The organism is Thiolapillus sp., assembly GCF_048562965.1.
Taxonomy (GTDB): Bacteria; Pseudomonadota; Gammaproteobacteria; order Chromatiales; family Chromatiaceae; genus Thiolapillus; species Thiolapillus brandeum_A.
Genome location: NZ_JBHNMF010000013.1, coordinates 1 through 22,896, shown reverse-complemented (window position 1 = coordinate 22,896; position 22,896 = coordinate 1). Strand labels below are relative to the sequence as shown.

Here is a 22,896-nt window from a genome sequence, read left to right as displayed (position 1 = left end):
TCAAGGAGATGTTTCGTGGTTTCTGGGATTACCGCTATGCGGGCTGGGCCAAACGGCATTTCGACCGCTGGTATGCCCGGGCCATACGCAGTCGCCTGACACCGATCAAGAAAAAGGCGAAAATGATCAAGGACCATTTGCCGAATATTCTGACCTATTTCAAACACCGAATCAGTAATCCTGTGGCTGAAGGGTTGAACTCCAAGATTCAGACGATCAAAGCCAATGCGCGAGGTTATCGATCCTTTGCAGGATTCAGAAACAGCATCCTGTTTTACTGCGGTGGCCTAGATATGGCGCCTTAGGCTTCACACGAATCTACGAAGAACCAGTTTTGTAGTTTCAAATGGTGTCGAGATAGTTTATCACCGTCAGGCTGCCGATGCTGATGGTGATCACGCCAACCAGGCTGTGTAGGCTGTTGTATATCCAGGTGAGGCGTTGTGAGGAATAGCGCATGGGTATAGCGATAATGGTGGACAGCAGCGCCATCCCGGCAATAGAGCCGATGCCGAAGAGTAGAATATACAGCAGACCGGTGGCGGTTGACTGCACCGTTTGTAAGGTAAGCACAATGAGTGCGGCAGAGCCAGCCATGCCATGCATCAGGCCAACAAACAGGGCGCGGCCATACTGGTGGTGCTTGTGTTGGTGCCGGCTTTCCCGGTGGCTGCCTTCCCCGGCATGGGAGTGCGCGTGGAAATGCCGTATGTTGTTGTGACTGTGTACATGAAAGTGAATGCGCTCTCGGTACAGACGCCACAAGACATCACAACCCAGAACAATCAGCATGATGCCGACGGTGAATTCAAGGAAACCGGCCAATTGTTCGGATATCATGGTATCCATCAGTAGCACCACGGAACCAAAAATGAACAAGGTAAGGGTATGACCGATACCCCAGAACGCGCCGTGCATGGCGGTCTGCCGTATACTGCTGCTTCGCGTTGCAAGGCTGGCAACGGCGGCGACATGGTCGGCTTCGAGCGCGTGGCGCATTCCCAGTAGAAAGCCGATAATGAGTAGACTGAATAACATGCGGATTTCTCCCCTGATCAAGTGGTGGCGGGCAGCTTGCCCGGCGCCAGATGTTCGTTCCGTATGCTGCAGGAAAAAATCTCGTGAACCGGGTATTGCCAGATGGATTTGGCTAGCGATTGTTTGGCCACGTTAAAGGCATGGCAGACGGTCGCTTTTTCTGCTGCGTCCAGTTGTTCGTTGTTGACCTGATCAAGCAGTGTGAAAAAGCTGTCAGGGATAAAGTGGTTCCGCAGACTAATTCTGACAGTTTTCTGGTCATCGTTGAGCCACCAGATATATTGCATATCTCGAGTGCAGCAGTTCAGGTTTTCGCAGGCAGGCAACAGGTAATATCGACCAGCAGCACTGTCACAGTGAGTGATGTATTCGACGCAATAGCGCCCGCCGGGGCCGGGATGAGCAGAAACAATATACAGTTTCTGGCGCTGCCACAGGTTTTCACCAGAAAGTAGTTGCTGAGCCAATTGCAGCATGCGAAAAGCGCAGGCCAGTCCCCAGAGGGCGTCGCCATCATACGATTCCAAGCACTGCAGGTAACTTACGCGTACTTCATTGTCCATGTCGCCAATAGTGAGAATATGTTCGTTGACAACAGTCGTAGATGTCGTTTGCGTCGGCTCTGTGTTTTTTATTACGGTCTCTGTCAAGGGTTTCCCTCCTTGCGTCAGCAGATTCTGGGCAACTGTTCGCCGACCAGCATGTCGACGATACGATTGCCGCCAAAGCCTGTTTTCAAAATGACCCGGCTTGCCTCGTCGGCATACACATGGCCGATAATGGCGCTGTCGCGCCCGGCTGGATGCGCCCGCATGGCTTGCAGGCAGGCGTCGGCCCGTTCAGGCGGTACGATGGCCAACAGCTTGCCTTCGTTGGCGAGATAGAGCGGGTCGAGGCCGAGAATCTCACACATGCCGTGCACTTCGTCGCGTACCGGCAGTGCGGCTTCGTCGATGTTGATGCTCACGCCACTGGCCTCTGCAAACTCGTTGAGGACGGTGGCTATGCCGCCGCGGGTGGCGTCGCGCATGCAATGAATATCGGGGCAGACTGCGAGCATGGCTTCCACCAGGGTATTCAATGGCTGACAGTCAGTCTTGATTGTGTTGTCCAGCGACATCTCACCTCGGGCGTCGACAATGGCGGCGCCATGGTCTCCGATAAAGCCGTTAATAAGCACCACGTCACCATCCTGCCCGCGCTGCGCGCGTATCTCCACATTCTCGGGAATGACGCCGATACCAGTCGTATTGATGAATAATTTGTCTGCGGCGCCGCGATGCACCACCTTGGTGTCGCCTGTGACGATGCAGACGCCGGCAGTATCGGCGGTGGCCTTCATTGAGGCGACGATGCGGCGTAGGTCCTCAACCGGCAGGCCTTCTTCGATGATCATGCCGCAACTCAGGTACAGTGGTCGGGCGCCGCCCACAGCAAGGTCGTTGACAGTGCCGGTGACCGCCAGCTTTCCGATGTTGCCGCCGGGAAAGAAAAGCGGGTCAACCACATAGCAATCCGTGGTCATGGCCAGTCGATTACCCAGTTGGGTCAGATCAGCAAGGTCAAAACGGGCCTGATCCTCCAGTTCGGTCAGCTGTGCGTTGTCGAAACCGCCAACGAAGACATCGTCGATCAGGTCGCGCATGGCCTTGCCTCCGCTGCCGTGCGCCAGAGTGATTGTGTCGGCGCGCAATTTACGTCGAGGGCGGACAGGGTTCATGCGGCTGACTCCTTCGCTGTTTCGGTTTGATGTTTCTGTTCGCGTTTAGCCAGCAGTTCGGGAAGGTTGCCGAAATTGTAATATGCGGCGCAGGCACCTTCGCTGGATACCATCAGAGCGCCCATTGGCGTCTCTGGTGTACAGGCATCGCCGAATACCTTGCATTCCCATGGGCGGATCACACCCTTGAGTACTTCGCCGCACTGGCAGGATTTGGGATCAGCGATCTTGATATTGGGCAGAGCGAACTTGCGTTCGGCGTCGAAGCGGGCGTAGGCGTCGCGCATTTTTACACCGGAGTGGTCGATGGATCCCAAGCCACGCCATTCGAAGAATTCACGCAACTCGAATACCTTGCTCATGGCATCCAGCCCCGGCGGGTTGCCGGACGGTGGCGCGATGCGGGCGTACTGGTTTTCGACCACGCAACGCCTGTCCGTCAGTTGCTGCAATACCATCCAGATTGATTGCAGAATATCCAGCGGTTCAAAACCGGTAATCACGATTGGCTTGGCATAATTGTGGGTGACGAATTTGAAAGGCTGTTCGCCAACCACCATGCTGACATGGCCGGGGGCGAGAAAGCCGTCAATACGCATGTCCGGTGAATCCAAAATTGCTTTGATGGTGGGAACGGTGGTGATGTGGTTACAGAACAGGGAGAAGTTTTTGATGTCTTCGGCCTCGGCCTGGAGTACGGTCAGCGCGGTGCTGGGCATGGTGGTCTCAAAACCCAGGGCGAAAAAGATAACCTGGCGATCCGGGTTCTTGCGCGCCAGCGCCAGTGCGTCCAACGGTGAATACACCATGCGGATATCGGCGCCGTCAGCCCTGGCCTGGAGCAGGCTTTTGCGTGAGCCGGGCACGCGCATGGCGTCGCCGAAAGTGGTGAAGATTACGTCGGGGTGCTCAGCCAGTTCCACGCAGTCGTCGACCCGGCCCATGGGCAGGACGCAGACCGGGCAACCCGGACCATGCACCAGCTCAATCCAATCGGGCAGCATCTGTTCGATACCGTAACGGAAAATGGTGTGAGTGTGGCCACCGCAGAATTCCATCAGCTGCAGTGGCTCCGTTGGGCTGGCGTTGATGACATCCTGCAATGCATGGATGCGGTCGATCAGTTTACGCGCCTTTTCCGGGTCGCGAAATTCATCAACATATTTCATGATGTGGTGTCCTCGTTATTATTGCCGTTGTCTGCGGTGGCAGCTCCACGGTCTTGTGTATCGGCGAGCAGGCTGCGTCGGTCGGCCAGCAGGGTATGGGTCAGGTCCCAGAGAATGTGGTAGCAGGCGACATGCACTTCCTGCACGCGGTGGATGGAATCGGTGTCCACCACCAAGCAGTGATCCAGCAGGCCGCTGCGCTTCATGTCACCACCATCGCCACCGGCAAAACCGATGGTGGTGAGGCCGAATTCACGCGCCTTGCGGAATCCGGCCATCAGGTTGTCCGAGTTACCACTGGTGGAAAAACCGACCAGACCATCACCGGCGCGGGCATGGGCATCGATCTGGCGAAGGAAAATATGCTCGACGCCAATATCATTACTTACGGCGGAAATCATTGCGGTGTCGACACATAGGGCCATCGCCGGTAGCGCAGGTCGACCGGTGGTCACCGGGTGTTGAAATTCGACCGCAAAGTGCGCCGCGTCACAGCTGGAACCACCGTTGCCCATGGTGAAGATGCGCCCTTTGTGGTGATACACCTGCGCCACCGCGTGAGCGACATTGATCAACGCTTGTGCATTGTCGGTGAAAAAACGCTGCTTGATATCCAGCGAGTGTTGCGCCTTCTGGCGCACCGATTCCAGCAGCGTGGCATTTTCAGCGTCGGTGTCTTTTGCCTCGCCATGCAGAAAAGGATAAAGAGACTGTAATGGATCGTCTGTTTTACTCATCACAGTTGCCTGTCATGACTGCCCGGTCTTCATGGCGGTGAGTTCCTCCTCGATCTCGCCGAGTTCATTAAGTATGGCCAGGGTTTTCTGTGCTTCGGTCTCGTCGATTCTGCTCATGGCGAAGCCGACATGCACCAGGACCCAGTCGCCGACGCAGTGCTCTATAGGGTGTTCCTCGTCGACGACACACGCGAGGTTGACCGGCCGCTTCACGCCGGCAACATCCACTCTGGCCAGCATTTGAGTGGCGTCTGTGATTTCGACGATCTGTCCGGGAATACCTAAACACATATTCTTTTCTCCGGTCGGTCAGGGAAGCTGGCTCGTTGGCTGTTGCTGTTTGCTTGCATTTGTTTCGCCAGGGCAATGACGGCCTGGCCCAGGGAGATGCCGCCGTCATTGGTTGGCACCTGGCTGTGACTGAGTACGTGGTAACCGGCGGCTTCAAGCTGGCGCGAGACCTGTTCGAACAGCACCCGGTTCTGGAATACACCACCGCTCAGCGCTACTTCTTGGAAAGCTGCGCCATTGCCGGTTGCTGTCAGGCGGTTAATGTGCTCGACCATATCGACAATGCCCACGCTCAGTCCCAAGTGAAAGCGGGCGGCAATAACCGCGATGTCCGTGTCTTGTTGCAGGTCACTGAGCAGGGCGCGCCACATCTTGTTCGAGTGCAGGCGCGGCAGTGGCTGGCTGTTAGCCATGATATGTTTCTGATCGGCAATAATGGCAAAGGGGTAAGCATGCGCATGCTGCTGCGCCAGCAGCTCCGTTGTGACTAGCGCCTCAAGCTCAATGGCTGCCTGACCTTCATACTGCGCCTGTTCGCGACAGATGCCGACGGCGGCAGCCACGGCGTCGAACAGGCGTCCACAGGAAGAGGCCAGTGGCGCATTCACCCCTTTGTGCACCATGCTGTCCAGGGTGTCCAAGGGTTTGTCGGCGAGGAAGCGCATCAGCGGCAAGTCATGGTATTGGCCTTGTAACTGTACCCAGGGCGCTAGCTGGCGCAGCTGCGCCCAGGTATTGCGCCAAGGCTGGCGCATGGCCTGCGCGCCCCCGGGCATGGCCACGGCTTGCAGGCTGCCGACACGCTGACAGTGACGGTAGTTGGTCAGCAGGAACTCGCCACCCCAGAGGTCGCCATCATCGCCATAGCCCAGACCGTCCAGGCAGACGCCCAGCACTTGCCGGTTGTCGTCTTGTTGCAACGGCCAGTTGTTCTCCGCCAGGCAACTGGCGATATGTGCGTGGTGGTGCTGTACTTCAATCAGTGTTAACGCCTGCTCTTCGGCCTCTTCGGCGCGCTGGCGTCCGAGCTTGCCGGAAAGGTATTCCGGATGAGCATCCACAGCCAGCAACAGTGGGCGATGTGAGAATAGTTGCTGATACAGCGCTAGGTTGTGTTCGTAATCACACAGGGTAGCGGCGTTTTCCAGGCCGCCCATGTGCTGCGAAAGCACTGCCTGACCGTCCTTGAGCAGGCAGAAGGTATTTTTCAGTTCGGCGCCGAAAGCCAGCACCTCGACATTGTGGGCAAAACCTTGTGGCAGGGGCAGAGAGGCCGGCGCATAGCCACGCGCTCGGCGCAGCATGCGCATCCGGCCGTCGATCACGCGGGCCACCGAGTCATCGACACGATTGAGAATGTCGCGATTGTGATGTAGAAAACCATCAGCGATGCCGGCCAATTCGCGCTCGGCCTGATCGTTGTCAATGCACTGCGGGTTGCCGCCGATATTGCCTGAAGTCATGACCAGTGGCCGCGCCATCTCGCGCAGCAACAGATGGTGTAGCGGGGAGTAGGGCAGCATGAAACCCAGGTTGTGTTGCGCGGGGGCGATGGCTTGCGGCAGCCTGTCAGTGTGTCGCATCTTCAGCAGAACCACCGGTGCCGCAGTGGACTGCAACAGTTCGGCCTCGGAAGTGCTGACATAGCAGTAGTTTTCAATCATGGCCAGATTGGTGGCCATCAGGGCGAAAGGTTTGGCTGGGCGCTTCTTGCGTTGGCGCAGGCGCTGAATGGCCTCAGCATTGGTGGCGTCACAGGCCAGGTGGTATCCACCAAGGCCTTTGATGGCTAGAATGGCGCCCTGTCGTAGCAGGGTGGCGGCGCGGGCGATATCATCCTGCCCTGTTTTGGCGAGGGATTCGTTGCTGTGCTTGACGGAACCGGTGCTGAGCCAGAGTCCGGGACCGCAGTCGGGGCAGGCGGTGGGTTGGGCGTGAAAGCGCCGGTCGGTGGGGTCGTGGTATTCACTGGCGCAACGTGGACAAAGCTCGAAAACCGCCATACTGGTGTTGGCGCGGTCGTATGGAATACGCCGGATGATGGACAGGCGAGGACCACAATGGGTGCAATTGGTAAAGGCGTAGCGGTAGCGGCGGTTGTTTGTGTCGCTGATGTCGGTCAGGCAGTGTGCGCAGGTGGCGGCATCGGGTACAACGCCGGTGTGTGCGTCGCCATGTTCGCTGTGCACAATGCTGAAATCAGCCGGAATCTCGGCGCCTTCGATTGGCATGTGGGTTGTCTCAAGGCTGTCGATGCGCGCCAGCGGCGGGCAGTGTGTGGGCAGTTGTTTGATGAAGGCGCACAGACTCGATTCTTCACCCCAAACCTTGATGAGGACACCATCAGCGTCGTTGCGCACCATGCCGCGCAGGCAGTGTTGTTGCGCAAGTTTCCAGACCATGGGTCGAAAACCCACGCCTTGCACCTGACCACGAACACGCAGGCGGGCGCCGGCGAGTTGTTTGATATCAACAGGTTTCATGACGGCATGCATGTCAGTGCACCGTGCAGACCATACAGGGGTCGAAGGATCGGATGATGTGCTGGATGATGACCGCCGCTTGCGCATCGTCACCCACCGGGGTTCCTTGTAGCGCCATTTCGAGGGTGCCGGGTTGGTCGGCGCTGTCACGTGGTGAGAAGTTCCAGGTGGTGGGGGCGATGATCTGATAGTTGAGAATGCGTCCGCCCTTGACCCGCAGCCAGTGCCCAAGGCTGCCGCGGGCGGCTTCTACCATACCAGCGCCCTGACTGTCATCGGGCAGCGCGGCCTGATGACAGAAAGCCTGTGCCGGTTGCAGCCGGCGAGCCCAGTTCTCCATGGCCGGCGTTACCAGCGCCAGCTCCAGCAGGCGTGCAACCACGCGGCTCATGACGTTGGCGCCGTCGCGGGTGACCAGATCGCGAATCAGCGGATGGCCATCAACCATCTGGCGGGCAATGGCGCCAACCTCGATGACCTGGCCATCCAGTCGTGGCACTTTGCACCAGCTATAACCACTGTCTTCATTGGCATCAATGATTGTGCTGCCCTGGTAGGGGTGTTTGGCTGAGTTCTGTTTGTTGAGTCGGCTGTGACTGACGTCCTCGCGGATCAGCTCGTCATTCAGTGGCTGCGCCTTGTCCTGCAGCCAGACGCCACGGGCGAAAAGGTGGGCGCCTTTGTGCTCGTCGCCCTGGCTGTTTTCGTAGGCTCCGTAGCTCATGAAATTATTGCTGGCATGGCCGCAGTTCTGAAGTTGCAGTAACCGCGCCAGCTGCAGAAAGCGACCAAAATCCGATTCCGCATGAGCGTCTGCCCAGGCGTCCAGCTGCTCACTGTTTTGCAGGGCGCTGACTTGCTCCAGCGTATCGTGGAACAGGGTGTTCTGCAGGAACTGGCGGAAAGCGCCGATCAGGGTGAGCAGACGAACTTTTTCCTGCGCCTCCAGAGGCCGTGTGACGCCGCCGGGCTGAATCGCCATGGAGTGTGGCCATTTGCCGGCGAGCAGGCCGGTGATGTGCAGAAGCTCGGCGCGGGCCTTGAGCACTTCACTGGCGGCGCTGCCAGTTTGCGCCTTGAAACGCGCTGCGATGTCGTCAAACCAGAGTTGCTTGCGGTAATGCTTGCGGGCGAAATCCGGCATGAAGAACAGATAGAAATGTGTCAGGTGATCGGCCAGATTTTCTGTCGCCAGTATCAGGTTGGTTGCCAGTACGCCGTTGGCGGCCAATTGCAGGCCTGCACAGGCGGCCAGAGCGCGGGCGGCGGCTACTGATTGTGAAACCGAGCAAATACCACAGATGCGGGGTGTGTAGACCAGCGCATCCATTGGCGGCTTGCCGTGCAGAATTTGCTCAAAGCCACGGTAAAGCGGTGAGTTGACCCAGGCTTGGGTGATGTGGCCATCGGCAACCTCAAGCGTGACTTCAAGATCGCCCTCGACCCGGTTGAAGGGGCCGAGTATGCGTCGCGCCGTCCTGCCATTCATGACGGCTTGCCTCCTGTCTTCTTGCCGGGAGGGATACGGATGTGATCGGATACCGCGTTGATCTTAAGGCGCTTGGGAGTGGCCGCCTTGGATAGCGATGCCAGCGCCACGAACCAGGCCTTGGGCATGTCGGTGGGTAAACCGACCGGGATGCCAGCCATTTTCGGGGTTTCGGTAAAGCTGTGACCGGGTTCTTCGAATTCGGGTGCGGTGCAGTTGATGCAGGCATAGCCGCCACGCAGGCAGGAGCCTTCACCATTCCACAGGCGCGTGTTGCAGTCGGCGCGAGCCTGGGTGCCCAGGCAGCCCATGTGTTCCATCATGCAACCCAGGTCGGAAGGTTGTTCGGCGCTTGCCTTGAATTCATAGTATTCATTGCGCGGGCAGCCGTGATGAACCAGGTGGTCGGTATAGCTGCGGGGGCGCATCAGTGTGTCGAGAGATTCACGTGCGAGATCGCCCATGGCCAGTTGTCCCAGGGTTTCGATTACCCAGTTGGGGTGGGTGGGGCAGCCTGCAATATTGATTACCGGCAACTTGCCGGGGCTTTGCCAGTTTGCACCGAGCAGGCCGCCCGGCTGGCTGCCTTCGTATTGCAGGCCGCAGGCCTCGCCGGGATTGTTTCCCGCCATGGTGATGCCGCCATAAGCGGCGCAGCTGCCGATGGCAACGGTATAGCGTGCTTTTGCCGCAAGGCTTGGCAGCACTTCGGTCATTGGTCGTCCCAAGCCGCTGAAGACATGAAAGCGGCCACTGCCATTTGGGCCACGCATTACCGAGCCTTCCAGACACAGGGCGTCGAGTCGAAGGTCGCCGTTTTCGATATCGCAGATCAGATCGGTAACTTCTTCCATGCTTGCTTCGCTGAAAGAAGGATGCCAGAGCAGCCGGATGCGGTTGAGTTCCAGGCTGCTGAAAAGGTCGGGTGATTCGGCATTGAGCACTGACATGCTACAACCGCCGCAACCGCCTGACTGCAGCCAGAGAATATTGAAGTAGCTATCCTTGTTCATACTATTTTCACTAGAACTCATTGTGGTGACTCTGGCTCAAAAATATTGTTCGCATCATGTTGTTGCGGTTGATCCGGCGGCAAACTGAAAATGAATTCCGCACCCTGATTCTTATGCCTGATTGCGCGCAGGTTACCGCCGCATTGTTCTGTGGCCAGACCATAGCTGATATACAGGCCCAGCCCTGTGCCGCTGCCAACGGCCTTGGTGGTGTAGAAGGGGTCAAAGATGCGTAGTATGTCGTCTTCGCCGATACCGGGGCCGTTGTCCCGAATATGGATTTCCACCCTGTGTTGCCGCCCCTGCGCTCCGGTTTGTTTCAGGCGGATTTCAAGACGCGGTTGCGCCGTATCGGCCATGGCGTCAATGGCGTTCTGGATCAGGTTGATTAGAATCTGGTGTACATGGCCCTCGTTGTTGATCAGGGGCAGTGATTCAGGGTAGTCGGTAACGATTTGTGGTTTGAGATTGCTTGCCTTGAGCACCCAGGAGGTGGCGCGTTCAATAACGGTGACAAGATCGAAACAAGATTTTTCTTCCTGCTGAGGCGTGGAGAAGAGGCGCAGGTTCTTGATGATTTCGCTGACACGCTCGGCGCCTTCAAGCGAACCAGCCATCAGTGAGTCAATATCATCCATCATGCGATCGATTTTCAGTTCGGCGCGAAGGCGTTCACGTTCCTCGGCGCTGATGTTTTTGTGTATAGCGTCAATATAGGTCTGAAACTTGCTTTCATAGGTTTTCAGAGCGTGCATATTGGCGTAGAGAAAGCTGATCGGATTGTTGAGCTCATGCGCTACACCGGCCACCAGACGTCCCAGAGAAGCCAGTTTTTCTGACTGGATCAACTGCTGTTGGGCATTCTTGAGATCTTCATGCGCCCGGTGCAGGGTGCTGTAGGCGCGACGCAACTCACCAAGGGGGCGGCCGGTGATGACAAAACCTGACAGCCGGTTTTTGTGGTCGTAGCGAGCACTGCAATTGATAGCCATGGGTAGAGCGTCACCAGCCTGGTTTAGCAGGTCAATTTCACAATCGGTAATCGATCCGGATCGGATATGTTCGGGGAATTCTGCAATCAAGGATTGATAGTCTTCTCCGGTCAGACCGGCAAGCGGTTTGCCAACCAACGACTGTGAAGTCAGGCCGGTTGCCTGTTCCAGGGCGGCGTTGACCTGCTGGATATTGCCGTTGACATCACAAACGATAAGGATATCGGAGATCGAAGAGATTACGCTTTGAATGAAGTTGCGGGTATTTTCCAGTTCGGCATTCTTGGTCTCCAGTTCCACCTGCTGTTCGACCAACTCGGCATAAATGGCATCCATGCGCTGGATGACCTCAATCCAGGCGTGATCGTCGATACGCCTGTCCAGGCCTTTTTCTGCGGGCACACCAGCTAGCGCTGTCAGGCTGGTCTGGCTGCTTGACGGTGTGTTGCCCTGAGGACTCATGCCACGGTTTCCTCGATCGATTCGATATTGTCATTGCGTTCCAGGCCATACCGCTCCAGTTTGTTACGTAGTCCGACCCGTGACAGCCCAAGCTCCTGCGAGGCCTGAGTCTTGTTCCAGCGCAGGCGGATCAGGGTCTCCTTGATGATGCGCGCCTCAAGTTTCTCGATTCGCTGCTTCAGTGAGCCGTCGATACTGGTGAGCAGAGCCATGTCGGCTTCTTCCTCTTCCGGGGTGGCATGCAGGATGTGCGGTGATACCAGTTCGGAGCCGAGGTAGTCTTTCTGCCCCAGCACCAGCATGCGTTTGATCTCATTCTGCATTTCACGCACATTGCCGGGCCATCGGTAGTTTTCAAAACAGCGAAGGGCTTCTTCGCTGATACCCTTGACGCGTTTGCCGAGCTGATCCATGGCCTCGTTGAGCAGGGCGATAGCCAATGGAGCGATATCCTGCTTGCGCTCACGCAGGGGGGGTAATTCAATTTCGAAGGTGGCCAGGCGATAGTACAGATCCTGACGGAATTTACCGTTCTTCACATCTTCGGCCAGATTTCGGTTGGTGGCGGCGATGACGCGCACATCGATTGGCTTGCGGGTATTCGAACCCAGGGGACGTATTTCGTTTTCCTGCAATACCCGCAGTAACTTGACCTGGAAAGCCGGAGAGGTGTCGCCGATTTCGTCTAGGAAAATGGTACCGCCGTTGGCCAGTTCGAACAGGCCGACGCGATCCTCAATGGCACCGGTAAAGGCGCCGCGCTTGTGGCCAAAGAGTTCGCTTTCCAGCAGTTCGTCGGGCAGGGCGCCGCAGTTCTCGGCAACGAAGACCTTGTCCTGGCGCAGGCTGTTGTAGTGCAGTGCGCGGGCGCAGAGCTCCTTGCCGGTGCCGGACTCGCCCATGAGCAGCACATTGACATCAAAGGCGGCCACGGTGCGGATGGTGTCGCAGATGGCATTCATACAGCTATCAGGGCTGCGCACGATGCCTGCATCCCAGTCGTAACGTGATTTCAGCGCTTGACGCTTTTCGATCAGCGCCTGTTCGAGGGTATCGGGCTTGAGTTTGAGCTCGACCGCCAGGCGCTCGTTTTCGCGCTGCAGGCGGAACAGCTCAATGGCATTATTGAGTTTGCTAATGAGTTCATCCGGGTGCCAGGGCTTGGTGATGTACTGGTATATGCCGCCCTTGTTTATGGCGTCGATAATATCTTCCGAATCAGTGTAGCCGGAGATGATCATGCGGATGATATCGGGGTATTCGCTGCGCACCTTTTCGGTGAATTCCACCCCACTCATTTCCGGCATGCGCTGGTCGCAGAGAAGCACTTGTATCCACTCGCGTTGCAGGATGGCTTCAGCTTCGTCTACATTGGCCGCGAGATGCACTTCGAAACTGTCACTGAGAATGCGCTCAATGGATTCCAGTGAGCGAGGTTCGTCATCGACTACCAGAATGCTGGGCAGTACGTCGACCATCAGGCGCTCTCCTGTAGATTAGCTGTTTGCCACGAGTTGTGGCCAACAAGGCGGCTCTGCCGCGCCAAGCGTAGCCATTGGTACCAGTCTTCCATGCCTTCGCCACTGGTTGCGGATACCTGAAGAACCTGGATGCCGGGGTTGACGCGACGTGCGTAGTCTATGCATTGGTCGATGTCGAATTGCAGATAGGGCAGCAGGTCAATCTTGTTCAGCAATAGCAGGTCGGCGGCATGGAACATATCTGGGTACTTGATGGGTTTGTCCTCGCCCTCGGTGATCGACAGGATGGCCACCTTGTGCGCCTCACCCAGATCGAAGGCGGCGGGGCAGACCAGGTTGCCGACGTTTTCGATCATCAGCACCGAGGTTTCGTCCGGGTTCAGGTGGTCGACGGCATGACCAACCTGGTGGGCGTCGAGGTGACAGCCTTTACCCGTATTGATCTGGATGGCTGGAACACCAGTATCACGGATACGATCTGCGTCCTGCGAAGTTTCCTGATCACCTTCGATTACGGCCAGTGGCATCTCGTCTTTCAGATCCTGCAGCGTGCGGGTTAGCAGGCTGGTTTTGCCTGAGCCAGGACTGGAAACGAGGTTGAGAACCAGTATGCCCTTTTCCGTAAACAGGCGGCGGTTGGCGTTGGCGTACTCGTTGTTCTTGCCGAGAATATCCTGCTCGATCTGCAGCATGCGGGACTGGCTCATGCCGGGTGCATGGGCATGGGCCGGACCGTGACCGTAGTGGTGTTCGCCACCATGAGTGTGCTCATCATGGTGGTGTGCATGGTCATGATGCTGCCCATGCAAATGGGCATGAGAGTGCGAATGGCCCGGGTGCTCGTGACCACCGTTTTTATCGACCGCCTTGCCTTCGACGCGGCTCTCGCCTTCGCCGCAACCGCATACTGTACACATTACTCTACCTCCAGTTCTTTGATTTTCACCTCTTCGCCACCGGTAACCTGCAACTGGTAGCTGCCGCACTCGGGACACTCATCGAATCGTTGTTTGACCGTTACGTTTTTGGCGCACTGCATGCACCAGGCCGCACCGGGAACACGGATAATGTTCAAGCGGGCGCTGTCGGCCAGGGTGTCGCGCATGACTACGTCGAAGCTGAATCGCATGGCTTCGGGTTCGACGCTGGAAAGCTCACCGATTTCCAGCCAGACCTGTTTTACCCGGCGAAAGCCCTGTCGCGCCGACTCGGTTTGCAGCACCTGCAATACGCCTTCGCAGAGGGATATTTCGTGCATCAGTGTACCCTTAGATCGTAACCGACGCAGGGGTCGATAACATTGATCATGATATGCGCCAGCGTGTCGATATCGTCATGGCGGCGGCTGGCGATGCTGCCCAGGGTTTGCGCCGCCAGCCCGCCTGGATGAAAGTTCCATTCGGTGGGCGCCAGAATCTGGTAATGGCGGATACGGCCATTTTCGATTTGCACGCGATGAATCAGACGGCCACGAGCCGCCTCAATGCTGGCCACTCGTCTGTCGGTATCCAGACTATGTACGGGAGAGTGCGCGCCTACCGGGCTTGCAGTTTGTAACATGGCGTGCAGGGCGCGTAGTTGACCGGGGATGCGCGCGAGCTCGACCAGGCGAGCTGTCCAGCGAGTAATCAAGGTGTACTGAAATTCATCTTGCAGCGACTGTATCAGGAGGTTGTCTAGCTGTCGGCTCAACGAGGTGGTTTCACAGCATTCTCCCTGCCATTGAGGTGTGGCGATGAAGTCACTGCTCCGGGGTTGGTCTAGCTGTTTGCACAGCTCCTCGCTGTCGAGTTCGGGCAGGGGTAGGCAGTTGCTCTGTCCCTGTGAGGCCCACCCGCGTTCACAAATAATAGCGATGGTTTGCGCGGCGATGGTGTTGGTGATCGTCGCCCATTCGTGCAGTGCAGCAATGTCCTGAATTTGCAGCCACTGCACTGTTTCACAGGCGAACACATGGTCACGCAGGTAGTCGTCCAGTTTGTCGATCAGGTTATTCGCTTCACCTGCCTTGCTATTGAGTGCACTATCGAAGGTAAAGGCTCTGCTTGAGTCGAATAGCGCCCGGCGAAAAGTGCTCTGCAACTGGCTAAGGTAGGGCAGGTTGTTGTTATCGGCGGGTAGTGAAAACAGCCTGGGCCAGTCGGTAAACAGGCGCATGAGGTGCTCGCGCGCGTTTTCCACCAATACCAGCATATCACGCGCCGCTTCGATCCGGTGGTCGTTGCTGCCTGCGGGCATTCCTTCCCCATCGCCTTCTTTTTTCATGGCCAGCAGGGCGGCGCGAGATTGCGCCGTGCCGCAGATATTGAAAAGCAGTGGAATGATTTCAATCGCCTGTTGCGGCGTCTTGCCGACCAGTACGCGAGCTGCATGCAACGGGCGGGAGGAGTGGATCGCAACACGTTCGCGCTTGTCACCAGGGAACAGGCTAATCGAAATCTGTCCTTCGGTCGCGTTCATGCCTTGTTGTCCTCATCTAGCATAGCGGCGCCGCGCAGCAGCTGCCGGCGACTGATCGGGCGTTGCATTTTTTTCTGTAATGACTGCCGGGGTCTGTCTGTTGTCCTGTTGGTGGCTCCGCTGTTAACGATATTGTCGGTGTTTGTCGGACTGTCTGCCGGGAGCTCAGGGTGCGGTTCTTCTCCTGACCAGATCCGCGCAATTTGTTTGCTGTCGATATCGACTTGTTCGAAATTGTCTTCGTTCATCAGCTCGGCAACGGCTGCCTCTGCCGTTTTGATCGCCGCTTGGTGGTCGGAGAATTCGAACATAGGAGAGAACAGTGAACACATCTGGTATTTACCTAACTCAGGTTCATAACCCACTAGAAATTCGTAACGACCAGAAGGGAACTGGTGGTATACACTGCTGGTTTCACGCAACTCATCCCAGTCGTCATGTTCGTCGGGGAGCAGCATGATATTCATAAACCAGGGCGTGACCATTATGCACAGGAGGGTATTCTGCCAGCGGCGAAGACCAACGGCGCGGATGCCAATGTTGTCATTGGTAATCGGTATGTCCCGCATACGCTGCTCGTAGATATCGGTGTAGACACGTTCAAGGTGTGCGCATAGCTGTTTTCTCTCGGCTTCGTCGAGTTCGGTGGTTACGGTCATGCCTGTGTTGTCTTCAAGTGGTGGCGTCGCATGTGTCATGTGTCGATAACCATAAAATCGATTTTGCGGCCGTCACATTCCGGGCAAGTCCAGTGCTCGGGTAGTTTGGCAAAGGGGGTGCCTGGTGGTATCTGCCAGTAGTCGTCGCCTTTGGCGGGGTTGTAGACGTACCAGCAGATTTTGCATTCCAGTCGGGTGTCATCGCTGATTTTGCTGGTATCGCCACCGAATGACCCAGGGAGTTTACTGTTGTCCATGCCGGTTTCTCGTTGTGTCTTTACATCTAACGCGGTATATCGACAGAATTTCGTCCAGGCGTTGTGCGCTGTCGGCAATGTCTTCGTCCGACGCGCAGGCCACCTTGGGCACAGTGTTGATTTCCAGGGTGTTGAGAATCAGGGTTTCCTGTGAATTGAAATATTGCACCCACCAGACGTTGCGGGTGCCTGTGCTGCTGATACGGCAATTGCCGTAACCGCGTGAAAGTATGATGATGGGGCCGATTCCCAGAGTGTCAGAGAGGAACAGCAAATCTTCCTCGGTGTGTGGCAGCAGCGACAGATTGATGATATGCGGTTCGGCGCCTGGGTGGTACTCTGCCAGCTTGTCACTGACTTCGGTTAGCAGGGGGCGCGCGTTATACACCGACTCGGGTATGCTCAGACTGTCCATATCAATATTGTCGGCGGCATCGGCGAAGGTCAGTTCGCTGACCAGGCCGGGAATGTCGGCGACTTCGATGGTATCGCGAATGACACGCTGTTGTTCATCGACGTACTGTTCGACGTACTGTGCGCGCCAGACACCAGCAAGCAGGGACTCCTGAATCATGGCGTTGAGATTGCCATTACACTGCATACTGACTTCGCCCTCACCCAGTAGTTGGTTGAAAAAACTACGGTTGATGTCATCAAGCCCATCCAGAACAAGCACCCGGGCTTTATCGCCAACACGGTACTGACGCAGCATATCGAGTAACCCGTGTGACATGGCGATAGCGGTTTCCTGACCGTCGATTTCCTCTGGTTCTGGTACGATGGGCGCCTCGAAAGTGGACATGTTTGATGGCATCTGCATGAAGGTCATTTCCTCCCCATCGGGGTTCCCGGGTTGTGAGCCCGGACCGACAACGGCAGGGGTGGTCATAATCGGGGTTTCGATTTTCTTCATGGTTTAACCCCCGCACGCTGAGGTTGATTGCGAAACCGGAATGCCGATCCCTGGCGCCAGTCGGGGTTCGGATGTGACGATCTGGTTGATTTTCACGATATAGTCCATCCAGTCCTGCACCCGGCTGATATGCCCGAGGTATTGACCCCGACGCAGAAAGACCAGGGTAGGCCATTCGTTGAAACCGTACCTGCCCTGTAGCGGACGCTGTGCGCTCTGGTCGATGACGGCTGCGCTAAAACGCTCGCCGTATTCCTTGGCCAGCTCCGGCAGAATCATGGCGACATCGTTGCTTTCGGGAAAACGCGCCGGGTTTTCGGTAAAGAACAGCACACATTCCTCCTGTGCGCTGACGAAATCGTCGTGGTTGTCCTCGGTCAGCACCGGGTAGCCGTATTGTTTGATCATGTTTTCGATCAGCGCCATAGCGGCGGGTGATGTGGGCGGTGTTATAGACATGGTATTCGTATTCCTCATGGTTCTGGTTCAGATCTCGCCGGACAGACTCTTTGCTGCCATCTTGGTTGTGGTTTGATGGCTGTCACCTGTTGCGCCAGCCTCTGTTTGCAGTCTGGCTTCACGTTCAGCTTCCAGCGCCAGCAGGGAGTCTGGTTTAGGGGGTTCACGGTCGATCAGATCGGCAAACAGTGCTTCAATACTGGTATTGTCGAGCGCGCCGCTGGACACAGAGTCGCCGTTTTCCATGACCATGTTCACCGCCCTAATAGCACTACTGATCTTTGCCGCATCCTCGGGGCTAAGCACCTCGCGGGCGCTGTTCAGAAAGACCAGCACCCAGGATCCGACTGGCTGTTCACCGATCAGCAGGGTGTCAACCTCGCGACGCATGCCCATGCCTTCACAAACAGCATGGCCGAAGCCGACCTCTTTGATCTGCATGGGGATGCCAATGCACATTACTTGCTGCCCTGAACAGTGCTGTCTGCAGGCGCGATGTTCAGCTCTGGTTCCGGGTATTTGCCGCGGTGGTCGACATCGCAGCTGAGCGTAGCTTCACCTTGCAGTGGATGGGGCCTGTACTCGACATGAAAACCGGGTGACTTGAGAATGCGATCGTCGCCTATACGACAGGCAGCTTCCGGCGGCGGTCTGCCAGCTTCGTAGGTTTGCATGCTGACTTCATAACCAGCCAGTGTTTGTTCGGGCGGCAGGGGTTCTTCCCTGCGATGGGCATGGACATCAAACTGTTGCAGCCACTGCAATGCTGCTTCTATTGCAGGTTTGATCTGCTGTCGGGTTTTGTCACGCAGGCTGCCGCCGAAATCTTCCAACTGTACTGGCTGGACACCGACTAATAGCAGGTGATCAGGATATTTTCCAAGCATTTCAGCCATGGCCAGCACTTCCTGGAAGCCAGTCTGGTGCAGGCTCATTTTCTTTGCGCCCATGAATTTGGGTACTGCGTCACCCTCGATTAATTTGATTGAGCCCGGTGGTAGGCCGTAGTCGATTGCGTCGAAAACAACAAGAATGTTGCATTGCTGCACATGGTGCACCAGGTAAATGCCCTGGGTGCCACCATCCATCAGTGTGACATTGTCAGGGAACCAGTAGTCTTGGTTCAGTTGTTCGACGGCGCGCACGCCGAATCCTTCATCCGCCCAGAGGATATTTCCTATGCCGAGTATAAGTGTTTGATTTTTCATAAGGCGAGTCGCTTCGGCGATAAACTGTTAACTTATATTACATATTTATTTAATAATGTAAACAAAATATTCGACATTTTGGGGGTTGAACTATTTCCAGTTGTAAAGCAGGTAACCACTTTAGCTCGCAATGTGATATCCGGTTGTACCGATGTTATTGCTAGATAGGCGGGGTTTATATTGTATGTCTCTGTTTTCAATAAAAATTGCAAAGGTGGCATTAAATATGCTTAAGCATCATGCAATCGATACCGGTTACCACCCAGGGGAGAAAAACCATGACTGAAACTTTTTATGACGTGATGCGCCGCCAGGGCATTACCCGTCGTAGCTTTCTCAAGTTCTGCAGCCTGACCGCAGCTGCTATGGGCTTGAGTCCAGCTTATGCAGCCAAAATCGCCGAGGCCATGGAGACCAAGCCGCGTATTCCTGTGCTGTGGCTGCACGGCCTGGAGTGCACCTGTTGTTCAGAGTCATTTATCCGTTCAGCGCATCCATTGGCCAAGGACGTAATTTTGTCCATGATCTCCCTTGATTATGATGACACGATTATGGCGGCTGCTGGTCATCAGGCTGAGGCGATTGTCGAAGAGACTATCGAAAAATACGATGGCAACTTTATTCTTGCCTGTGAGGGTAACCCCGGTCTGGATGAAGGCAAGACCGGCGGCATGTCCTGCATCATTGCCGGCAAGCCGTACACTGAGCAGTTGCGTCATGCCGCCAAACACGCCAAGGCGATAATTTCATGGGGCTCCTGTGCTTCCTGGGGCTGTGTACAGGCGGCTGCACCCAACCCGACTGGCGCTACCCCGATTCACAAGGTGCCGGGCATCGGAAATGCGCCGATTATCAAGGTGCCTGGTTGCCCGCCGATTGCCGAGGTAATGACCGCAGTGATTACCTACATTCTTACCTTCGAGCGCTTGCCATCCCTGGACCGACAGGGTCGCCCGAAGATGTTTTACAGCCAGCGCATCCATGACAAGTGCTACCGCCGGCCGCACTTTGACGCAGGTCAGTTCGTTGAAAAATGGGATGATGATGGCGCGCGCAAGGGCTACTGTCTGTACAAGATGGGCTGCAAGGGGCCGACCACCTATAACGCCTGTTCCACCATACGCTGGAACGGTGGCCTGTCCTTCCCGATCCAGGCTGGCCATCCCTGCATTGGTTGTTCCGAAGACGGTTTCTGGGACAAGGGCGGCTTTTATAACCGCCTCAGTGGTATTCATCAGTTCGGCGTTGAATCCAATGCGGATGATGTCGGCATGACCGCAGCCGGTATCGTTGGCGGTGCTGTTGCCGTGCATGCAGCGGTTTCCGCAATTAAAAGAACACAACAGAAAGGGGATCAGGAATAATGAGCGTTATACAAACACCCAACGGTTACACACTGGATAATTCCGGGCAGCGCGTAGTTGTCGATCCGGTGACGCGCATTGAAGGTCACATGCGCGCCGAAGTCAATATCAATTCCGACAATATCATTACCAATGCGGTTTCCAGCGGCACCATCTGGCGTGGTCTGGAAGTCATTCTCAAGGGGCGCGACCCACGTGATGCGTGGGCCTTTGTACAGCGTATTTGTGGCGTCTGCACGGGCACTCACGCACTGACATCAGTACGTTCCGTGGAAGATGCGTTGGGTATCAATATTCCCGAGAACGCCAACAGCATACGGAATATCATGCAGCTGTCTCTGCAGATACATGATCACTTGGTGCATTTCTATCACCTGCACGCACTTGACTGGGTCAATCCTGTTAATGCGCTTAAGGCTGATCCCAAGGCGACGTCGGCATTGCAACAGCAAGTGTCGCCACACCATCCGAATTCATCTCCCGGTTATTTTCGTGATGTTCAGAACCGATTGAAAAAATTCGTTGAATCCGGCCAGTTGGGTCCGTTCAAGAATGGCTACTGGACCAATCCTGCCTATCTGCTACCGCCGGAAGCCGACTTGATGGCGGTGACGCATTATCTGGAAGCACTGGATTTCCAGAAAGAAATCATGAAAACCCGCACCATCTTCGGTGGCAAGGACACGCACCCGAACTGGACAGTCGGCGGTGTACCCTGTCCGATAAACATGGATGATACTGGCGCCGTTGGAGCGCTCAACATGGCGTCGCTGAATCAGGTGCACCAGATTATCAAGGACACCAAGACCTTCGTTGACAACGTTTATATACCGGATATCCTCGCCATCGGCCAGTTCTACAAGGGTTGGTTATATGGCGGCGGCTTGTCCAGTCAGAATGTGTTGGCTTACGGTGATATACCTGATCGTGCCAATGATTACTCAGCAGAGAATCTGATGATGCCGCGTGGGGCGATCATCAATGGTGATCTGAGCACGGTGCACGAAGTCGATCACCGTGATCCCGAACAGATTCAGGAATTTGTGCCGCACTCCTGGTACAAGTACCCGGATGGCGTTAAGGGGCTGCATCCGTGGGATGGCATAACCGAGCCCGATTTTGATGTTAGCAGCGCCAAAGGCACCAGCCATAATATCGAGCAACTGGATGAATCGGCCAGCTACTCCTGGATCAAGGCTCCGCGCTGGCGTGGACATGCCATGGAAGTGGGGCCGCTGGCGCGTTATATCGTCGGTTATGCTCAGGGGCACGAGTACTTTACCGAGCAGATCAAGATGGTGCTGACTAATCTGGATGTGCCGCTGGAAGCGATTTTCTCTACTTTAGGACGAACAGCGGCGCGCGCCCTGGAGGCGCAGTGGGCGGCGGATCAGCAGCTGTACTTCTTCGACAAGCTGATGACCAATATCAAAAACGGTGACAGCACGACTCACAGTGGTGAGATGTGGGATCCGAAAGAGTGGCCATCGGAAGCCAAAGGCGTTGGCTTTACTGAAGCGCCACGCGGCGCTCTGGCGCACTGGATACGCATCAAGGACACCAAGATAGAAAACTACCAGTGTGTGGTGCCCACTACCTGGAATGGTTCACCGCGCGATGAGGCCGGCAATATTGGCGCCTTTGAGGCATCAATGATGAACACCAAGGTGGCCAGAGCAGATGAGCCAGTGGAAATCCTGCGAAACATTCATAGCTTTGATCCTTGTCTTGCCTGCTCTACGCATGTGATGAGTGAAGATGGTGAAGACCTTGCGACGGTAACGACTGGGCCAATTGGTTCATAACAGGGGGAGATGCCATGACGACAGCAGCAAAAACCCATCAGGAGCCAGCCGTTTATGTCTATGAGGCGCCAGTTCGGATCTGGCACTGGATCAATGCCTTTTCCATATTAGTGCTTGCGGTAACCGGTTACTTCATCGGTTCGCCGCTGCCAGCCATGCCGGGCGAGGCAAGTGATAATTTCCTTATGGGCTATATTCGTTTCGCTCATTTTGCCGCCGCCTATATTTTTCTGATTGGCTTTTTAGGGCGTCTGTACTGGGCGCTGGTCGGCAATGAGCATGCCCGCCAGATTTTTTTCCCAAAAATCTTCAAGCGTGAATGCTGGGAAGGAGCCTGGCATGAACTCAAGTGGTACTTTTTTCTTAACAAGGAGCCCAGAAAATACGTCGGTCATAATCCGTTGGCGGCGATATCCATGCACATTTTGTTTGTCTGGGGATCTGTCTTCATGATCTTCACCGGCCTTGCGCTTTATGGTGAAGGCGCTGGTTTTGACAGCTGGCAGTACACCTATTTCAGTTCATGGATTATTCCGTTGCTGGGGCAGAGTCAGGATGTACATACGTTTCACCATCTGGTGATGTGGGTGATTATCGTCTTTGTCATGATTCATATTTACGTTGTAGTGCGTGAAGATATTATGTCGAGGCAGAGCCTTGTCAGCACCATGATCAGTGGCTGGCGTACTTTCAAGGATACTCGCAAGATCGAAGGTGATGAGGATACCTGACGGAATCCCCATTGTTTTACTCTATTGCTTTACTCTCGTGTCTATTTCTAAACTTTAGCGGCCTTTACAGGCCGCTTTTTTATCATGAACTGTCAAACAGCATCCAAAATTGACCAGTTATCAGCGTGCAATTTTGACCAGGCTATGAGGCCTGATTGCGGTGTT

Annotated in this window: 24 protein-coding genes; 4 read left to right on the top strand and 20 right to left on the bottom strand. The window is 55.7% G+C overall.

Going from position 1 to position 22,896, the window contains the following annotated elements; translation table 11 throughout:
* Positions 1–305, top strand: a 305-nt coding sequence (locus ACOCD2_RS01855) for a transposase (RefSeq protein ID WP_293672404.1), incomplete at its 5' end; no start/stop codon positions are given.
* A 37-nt stretch (positions 306–342) separates the two neighbouring features.
* Here ACOCD2_RS01855 and ACOCD2_RS01850 read toward each other — a convergent pair.
* Genes ACOCD2_RS01850 through ACOCD2_RS01755 form a run of 20 tightly spaced genes read right to left on the bottom strand, consistent with a single transcriptional unit; the run spans position 343 to position 18,831 of the window.
* Positions 343–1,038, bottom strand: coding sequence for a sulfite exporter TauE/SafE family protein (locus ACOCD2_RS01850; RefSeq protein ID WP_293644120.1), 696 nt, complete (start codon positions 1,036–1,038; stop codon positions 343–345).
* Between the two features lie 17 nt (positions 1,039–1,055).
* A complete protein-coding gene (locus tag ACOCD2_RS01845; RefSeq protein ID WP_293644122.1) occupies positions 1,056–1,688 on the bottom strand; it encodes a hypothetical protein in 633 nt (210 codons plus the stop codon).
* Between the two features lie 17 nt (positions 1,689–1,705).
* Positions 1,706–2,758, bottom strand: a complete 1,053-nt coding sequence (hypE, locus tag ACOCD2_RS01840) for a hydrogenase expression/formation protein HypE (RefSeq protein WP_293644124.1) — start codon at positions 2,756–2,758, stop codon at positions 1,706–1,708.
* Entirely contained in the window at positions 2,755–3,927 is a 1,173-nt protein-coding gene (hypD, locus tag ACOCD2_RS01835) for a hydrogenase formation protein HypD (RefSeq protein WP_293644126.1), read from the bottom strand. Before hypD ends, hypE begins: the two co-directional genes overlap by 4 nt.
* Complete coding sequence (locus ACOCD2_RS01830) at positions 3,924–4,664, bottom strand: D-sedoheptulose-7-phosphate isomerase (protein WP_293644128.1); 741 nt, start codon at positions 4,662–4,664, stop codon at positions 3,924–3,926. The genes hypD and ACOCD2_RS01830 overlap by 4 nt, the downstream gene beginning before the upstream one ends.
* A 12-nt stretch (positions 4,665–4,676) precedes the next feature.
* Positions 4,677–4,955, bottom strand: coding sequence for a HypC/HybG/HupF family hydrogenase formation chaperone (locus tag ACOCD2_RS01825; protein WP_293644130.1), 279 nt, complete (start codon positions 4,953–4,955; stop codon positions 4,677–4,679).
* On the bottom strand, positions 4,946–7,438 hold the full coding sequence (gene hypF, locus ACOCD2_RS01820) for a carbamoyltransferase HypF (protein WP_293644132.1): 2,493 nt from the start codon (positions 7,436–7,438) through the stop codon (positions 4,946–4,948). The genes ACOCD2_RS01825 and hypF overlap by 10 nt, the downstream gene beginning before the upstream one ends.
* A 13-nt stretch (positions 7,439–7,451) precedes the next feature.
* Entirely contained in the window at positions 7,452–8,927 is a 1,476-nt protein-coding gene (locus ACOCD2_RS01815) for a nickel-dependent hydrogenase large subunit (protein WP_293644134.1), read from the bottom strand.
* On the bottom strand, positions 8,924–9,940 hold the full coding sequence (locus ACOCD2_RS01810; RefSeq protein WP_293644136.1) for a HupU protein: 1,017 nt from the start codon (positions 9,938–9,940) through the stop codon (positions 8,924–8,926). Before ACOCD2_RS01810 ends, ACOCD2_RS01815 begins: the two co-directional genes overlap by 4 nt.
* A gap of 17 nt (positions 9,941–9,957) precedes the next feature.
* A complete protein-coding gene (locus ACOCD2_RS01805; protein ID WP_293644138.1) occupies positions 9,958–11,394 on the bottom strand; it encodes a PAS domain-containing sensor histidine kinase in 1,437 nt (478 codons plus the stop codon).
* On the bottom strand, positions 11,391–12,872 hold the full coding sequence (locus tag ACOCD2_RS01800; protein WP_293644140.1) for a sigma-54-dependent transcriptional regulator: 1,482 nt from the start codon (positions 12,870–12,872) through the stop codon (positions 11,391–11,393). Before ACOCD2_RS01800 ends, ACOCD2_RS01805 begins: the two co-directional genes overlap by 4 nt.
* Positions 12,872–13,792: a hydrogenase nickel incorporation protein HypB gene (gene hypB, locus ACOCD2_RS01795; protein WP_293644142.1), complete on the bottom strand. Its 921-nt coding sequence runs from the start codon at positions 13,790–13,792 to the stop codon at positions 12,872–12,874. Before hypB ends, ACOCD2_RS01800 begins: the two co-directional genes overlap by 1 nt.
* On the bottom strand, positions 13,792–14,133 hold the full coding sequence (hypA, locus tag ACOCD2_RS01790) for a hydrogenase maturation nickel metallochaperone HypA (RefSeq protein ID WP_293644144.1): 342 nt from the start codon (positions 14,131–14,133) through the stop codon (positions 13,792–13,794). Before hypA ends, hypB begins: the two co-directional genes overlap by 1 nt.
* The gene (locus ACOCD2_RS01785; RefSeq protein WP_293644146.1) at positions 14,133–15,335 is read right to left on the bottom strand and encodes a nickel-dependent hydrogenase large subunit; all 1,203 of its coding nucleotides are present in this window, start codon (positions 15,333–15,335) and stop codon (positions 14,133–14,135) included. Before ACOCD2_RS01785 ends, hypA begins: the two co-directional genes overlap by 1 nt.
* On the bottom strand, positions 15,332–15,994 hold the full coding sequence (gene hybE / locus ACOCD2_RS01780) for a [NiFe]-hydrogenase assembly chaperone HybE (RefSeq protein ID WP_293714777.1): 663 nt from the start codon (positions 15,992–15,994) through the stop codon (positions 15,332–15,334). The genes ACOCD2_RS01785 and hybE overlap by 4 nt, the downstream gene beginning before the upstream one ends.
* Positions 15,995–16,029: 35 nt before the next feature.
* The gene (locus ACOCD2_RS01775) at positions 16,030–16,251 is read right to left on the bottom strand and encodes a rubredoxin (RefSeq protein ID WP_293644150.1); all 222 of its coding nucleotides are present in this window, start codon (positions 16,249–16,251) and stop codon (positions 16,030–16,032) included.
* Positions 16,238–17,164, bottom strand: coding sequence for a hydrogenase expression/formation protein (locus ACOCD2_RS01770; protein ID WP_293644152.1), 927 nt, complete (start codon positions 17,162–17,164; stop codon positions 16,238–16,240). The genes ACOCD2_RS01775 and ACOCD2_RS01770 overlap by 14 nt, the downstream gene beginning before the upstream one ends.
* 3 nt (positions 17,165–17,167) lie before the next feature.
* Positions 17,168–17,623 carry a hydrogenase gene (locus ACOCD2_RS01765; protein ID WP_293644154.1) on the bottom strand — a complete coding sequence of 152 codons (456 nt, stop codon included), beginning with the start codon at positions 17,621–17,623 and terminating at the stop codon, positions 17,168–17,170.
* A gap of 27 nt (positions 17,624–17,650) precedes the next feature.
* A complete protein-coding gene (locus ACOCD2_RS01760) occupies positions 17,651–18,082 on the bottom strand; it encodes a HypC/HybG/HupF family hydrogenase formation chaperone (RefSeq protein WP_305800133.1) in 432 nt (143 codons plus the stop codon).
* Complete coding sequence (locus ACOCD2_RS01755; protein WP_293644156.1) at positions 18,082–18,831, bottom strand: HyaD/HybD family hydrogenase maturation endopeptidase; 750 nt, start codon at positions 18,829–18,831, stop codon at positions 18,082–18,084. The genes ACOCD2_RS01760 and ACOCD2_RS01755 overlap by 1 nt, the downstream gene beginning before the upstream one ends.
* A gap of 278 nt (positions 18,832–19,109) precedes the next feature.
* Between ACOCD2_RS01755 and ACOCD2_RS01750 the strand changes: the two genes are divergently transcribed.
* From ACOCD2_RS01750 to cybH, 3 genes are read left to right on the top strand one after another with little or no spacing between them, the layout of a single operon-like run.
* The gene (locus ACOCD2_RS01750) at positions 19,110–20,195 is read left to right on the top strand and encodes a hydrogenase small subunit (RefSeq protein WP_293644167.1); all 1,086 of its coding nucleotides are present in this window, start codon (positions 19,110–19,112) and stop codon (positions 20,193–20,195) included.
* Positions 20,195–22,000, top strand: coding sequence for a nickel-dependent hydrogenase large subunit (locus tag ACOCD2_RS01745; protein ID WP_293644159.1), 1,806 nt, complete (start codon positions 20,195–20,197; stop codon positions 21,998–22,000). Before ACOCD2_RS01750 ends, ACOCD2_RS01745 begins: the two co-directional genes overlap by 1 nt.
* 14 nt (positions 22,001–22,014) lie before the next feature.
* A complete protein-coding gene (gene cybH / locus ACOCD2_RS01740) occupies positions 22,015–22,731 on the top strand; it encodes a Ni/Fe-hydrogenase, b-type cytochrome subunit (protein ID WP_293644161.1) in 717 nt (238 codons plus the stop codon).
* The last annotated feature ends 165 nt before the right edge of the window (positions 22,732–22,896 follow it).